The organism is Candidatus Neomarinimicrobiota bacterium, from assembly GCA_041862535.1.
Taxonomy (GTDB): domain Bacteria; phylum Fidelibacterota; class Marinisomatia; order SCGC-AAA003-L08; family TS1B11.
The window spans coordinates 1-3786 of sequence record JBGVTM010000308.1 but is presented as its reverse complement, the minus strand read 5'-3'; the positions used below and the strand labels follow the sequence as shown (position 1 = coordinate 3786).

The 3786-nt window shown below is 56.0% G+C and carries 6 protein-coding genes; all 6 read right to left on the bottom strand.

Going from position 1 to position 3786, the window contains the following annotated elements:
* Positions 1 to 748 (bottom strand): MFS transporter (locus ACETWG_11160; protein ID MFB0517144.1); only part of this gene is annotated, 748 nt, incomplete at its 3' end.
* 49 nt (positions 749 to 797) lie between these two features.
* Positions 798 to 1142, bottom strand: coding sequence for a 50S ribosomal protein L19 (gene rplS / locus ACETWG_11155; protein MFB0517143.1), 345 nt, complete (start codon positions 1140 to 1142; stop codon positions 798 to 800).
* Positions 1135 to 1869, bottom strand: coding sequence for a tRNA (guanosine(37)-N1)-methyltransferase TrmD (gene trmD / locus ACETWG_11150; protein MFB0517142.1), 735 nt, complete (start codon positions 1867 to 1869; stop codon positions 1135 to 1137). The genes rplS and trmD overlap by 8 nt, the downstream gene beginning before the upstream one ends.
* Complete coding sequence (gene rimM, locus ACETWG_11145) at positions 1866 to 2393, bottom strand: ribosome maturation factor RimM (protein MFB0517141.1); 528 nt, start codon at positions 2391 to 2393, stop codon at positions 1866 to 1868. Before rimM ends, trmD begins: the two co-directional genes overlap by 4 nt.
* A 35-nt stretch (positions 2394 to 2428) precedes the next feature.
* The gene (gene rpsP, locus ACETWG_11140; GenBank protein ID MFB0517140.1) at positions 2429 to 3133 is read right to left on the bottom strand and encodes a 30S ribosomal protein S16; all 705 of its coding nucleotides are present in this window, start codon (positions 3131 to 3133) and stop codon (positions 2429 to 2431) included.
* A 291-nt stretch (positions 3134 to 3424) separates the two neighbouring features.
* Positions 3425 to 3616 carry a hypothetical protein gene (locus ACETWG_11135; GenBank protein ID MFB0517139.1) on the bottom strand — a complete coding sequence of 64 codons (192 nt, stop codon included), beginning with the start codon at positions 3614 to 3616 and terminating at the stop codon, positions 3425 to 3427.
* Positions 3617 to 3786 lie beyond the last annotated feature (170 nt).

Below are 3786 nucleotides of genomic sequence, written 5' to 3'. Positions count from 1 at the left end.
CCATCACCGGAGCCAAAGGGCCTGCAAACATCTGCGAGAAGTACAGCGGCAGGAAGTTAAGCGTGCCCCGATGAGCCAACCCCATGAAGGCACCAATAAGGTAGCAGTAGATAAGTAAGCGTAGTCGCGTCGGCTGCTGCGTTTGTGGTTGAACGCGCGCCTGGAGAGCCGTATCGGAAGTGGAGGTCAACCAGAGGAAAGCGCCGGTAATCACGGCAAAGAAACCGAATAATACATACGGTGCCTGCCACCCATACCAACTGGCCACGGCGCCTCCTACCAGGGGGCCGAGCGTTAGCCCCAGACTGCCGGCAATGCCATGTAAGCCCAGGTGCCGGCTCAGGCGCGGTGATGTGTGGCTGATCAGAGTCAGACCCGCCGGATGATAAAGAGCACAGAAAAGCCCCAGCAGCGCCAGGCCCACCGCCAGGTGGGTTAGACCGGTCGCCAGAACCAGGATGACCACTGCCACCGCCGAGCCTAAGAAATAAATGAGCAGGATGTTCCGGGCACCAAGCCGGTCAGTAAGCCAACCGGCCGGAAAAGCCCCCAGGCCATATAGGAAGTAATGGACCGTTCCCAAAAGTCCCAGGGTGGTCAGGGAAACCTGGGGATAAAGGGCCGCCAGCTGGATCATTACCACGGGATAGATCAGGGTGAGGCCGTGGTTGAGCAGATGCCCCAGGGAGGTGATAGTGAGAACGCTCCGGATATTCATCAATCGAAAACGATTTTGTGAACCGCGCATAGAAAAAGAGCCACCCGAGGCGGCTCATACCTCTGGGACTGGAATGGGATTAACGCCGTTCCTTGATCCGGGCGGCCCGGCCCCGGAGCTCCCGTAAATAGTAGAGCTTGGCCCGGCGTACCCGCCCGGCACGTATGACCCTGATCTCAGCAATATTCGGGCTATGCAACGGAAATATCCGTTCCACACCGATCCCTGCAGAAATCTTCCGCACGGTAAAAGTCCGATTAATCCCACTCCCGGACATGGCGATGACATCACCCTCGAAAGTCTGGATGCGCGTCCGGTTACCTTCCACCACCCTCACATCTACCGCCACGCGATCACCAGCACGGAATTGGGGCTGGTCGCTTCGCAAGTACTCTTTTGTCACCTCATGCAAAACCCTATCCATCCTCACGCTCCGTAACTTGCTTTTCGCGCGCCAGAAATTTTTTCCACAGGTCAGGGCGTCGTACTTTGGTTTGAGCCCGCCGCCGCTCAAGTCGCCATTGAGCAATCTCGCCGTGGTTGCCCGACAGAAGGACCTCCGGCACAGATAATCCCCGGTATTCCTGAGGACGCGTATAATGGGGTCCGTCCAACAGGCTGCTGCTGAAAGAATCGGTTTCCGCTGACTCACTGGTAGTGAGCACCCCCTCCTGAAGCCGCACTACCGCGTCGAGTATCAGGAGAGTCGGCAGCTCACCACCGGTCACAACGAAATCACCAATGGAGTACTCATCGGTAACCAGTTGATCGCGAATCCGTTGGTCCATTCCCTTATAATGCCCACAGATAAAAATCAAATGTCCAATCCCGGCTAAATTTTCAGCATCTTCCTGGGTGAAAGGCTTGCCGTCTGGGGTGGGAAATATCACCCGGGGGGTGACGCCGGGGCTCACCTGAGCCATCACCTGATCAAAAGCCCGGAATACCGGTTCCGGTTTCATGATCATGCCTGCTCCGCCACCATAGGGCTCATCGTCAATTTTGTGATGGGGCCCATCGGCAAAATCAAACAGGTTATGGAGATGGTAGGTGACTATCCCCTTGGTGGCAGCTCGGCCTAGAATACTGGCCGACACTCCCGCTGATACCAGCTGGGGAAAGGGAGTCAGGATGTCAATGCGGAGGCTCAATCCAGAAGCCCTTCCATAGGAATGATCACTATCCGGCGCTTAGAATGGTCAATCTCCTTGATCACGTCATCGATCAGGGGAATGAGCACCTCCCGCTCGCCATGACTCACCTGGAGTACCTCATGCGCCGGTAAATCCCAAACTTCCTGCACCCGACCGGTGACGGTATCGTCCTCCGATACAACTGTATAGCCTATGAGGTCGCCCAGGTAGTATTCTCCTTCCTCCAGTGGAGGCAAATCTTCCCGACTAATTGACAGTTCCACGCCTCTGAGGGCATCGGCACCGTTCCGGTCTTTTATCCCCTTGAAGGCGAGCAAGACCTTCCCACTATGGGCCTGAACGTGGTCCAATTCCAGTTCCCGCACCCGGCCATCGGGATAAGTGGCAATTACCGACTGCACGCCGTCTAATAGCTCCATATCATCGATGAGCGGGTCGATTTTCACTTCCCCTTTCAAACCGTGCCCTTTAAGCACGGTTCCGATGGTGAAGACGTTCCGGTCAGAGGTGTCTCGTGCCATGATAGGTAGGATAATAAAGACGATACAGCTAACAGCTATTCCGCGGCAGCCTTTTCCTCACCCTCCGAGGCGGCCTCATCCGCGGATTCTGATTCCGGGGGTGGAGCTTGCTCGCCCCCTTCCATCTCCCCCGCGGCCTTCCGCTCTTCGGCTGGGGCTCCTTCCTCGGCTTCGGCTTCATCAACAGCGGCTTCCACTTCCACAGCGGCCTCCGCAGCAGGCGGACCCTCCATAGCCGGTTCTTCCGCAGATAATTCGGCTGCCGGGACCTCCCCTGCCGCAGCCTCCTCGACAGGGGCTTCTTCAACGGGAGCTTCTTCCTGAACCGGCTCTTCGGTTGCAGGTGCCGCTTCAACTTCGGGTTTAGCCATCCGTTTCTGCTGAGCCTCCAGCGCTTCCCTGCGCCGCTGGCGCTCTAGCTGCTGCTGCTCCCACTCCTCTACAGCTGCGGCAATCTCTTCCGGGCTTTTGCCATTCCGCTTCAGGTGCCACTTAAGGCTAATTCCCGCCTTGGAGAAAAGGTTTTTCACCGTCTGTGACGGTTGAGCTCCCACTTCCAGCCAATGCAATATCCGATCCTCCTTAAGTTGGAACCTCTCGCCGGTTCCAGCGAGAGGATCATACCACCCCAGGCGCTCAATCTCCGCCCCGTCCCGGCGGCTGCGAGAATCAATCGCTATCACTCGGAAAAAGGGGCGCTTACGACGCCCCAGACGCTTCAAACGAATCTTAACTGCCAATAGTCATCTCCCTACTTCACCATGAAAGGACCCGTCGCATTCACGCCACTTGCGTCGTGGTTCTCTGCAACCGGGGCACTTCATGCCGGTCTTCACCGGGGAATAGAAGGTTTGAATCTTCATCGCAGCCGCCATCGGCCCGGCCATTCCGTACCATTGACCCCTAACGCTCACCACAAGAGGTAGGAAAAATCGAAATGGCTATTCCTCTATATCCTTTAAAATTAGATTTTCTTTTTAATTTATTGCAAGATAATTGCCCGCAGTCGCATAGACTTCCAGACTATTTACTCAGAAGTCTCCCGCCAGGTGGCGCAGAACCACTTCCTCGATCACCCCCCGCTCGCTGAAGGTCAGGGCAAAATCCACCGCGGCGGCGACATCCTCAACCCTCAGCATCCGGTCCCTGGGAAACTCCCCTTCCTGTTTGTCCCACCATTCGGTGTCTTTGGCACCGGTGATGATTAGCGATGAAGAAGACACTCGTTTCTCAGTCGATTGTCGGGCACTCTATTGGCAGGTCAGCGTAATAGACAGCGCGCAAGTTACAGTCATGCCGACACAAACCCAAGAAAACCGGGACGACACTTATCGACCTCCTGTAAATTCATAACTATGCGGTCTATCGCTCCAATTGTGCTGCTTTGCTTCCT

What these genes read in the sequence shown, in the direction of transcription:
- rplS (MFB0517143.1), bottom strand. Translation starts at nt 1,142, where the DNA reads ATGGATAGGGTTTTGCATGAGGTGACAAAAGAGTACTTGCGAAGCGAC.
- rimM (MFB0517141.1), bottom strand. Translation starts at nt 2,393, where the DNA reads ATGGCACGAGACACCTCTGACCGGAACGTCTTCACCATCGGAACCGTG.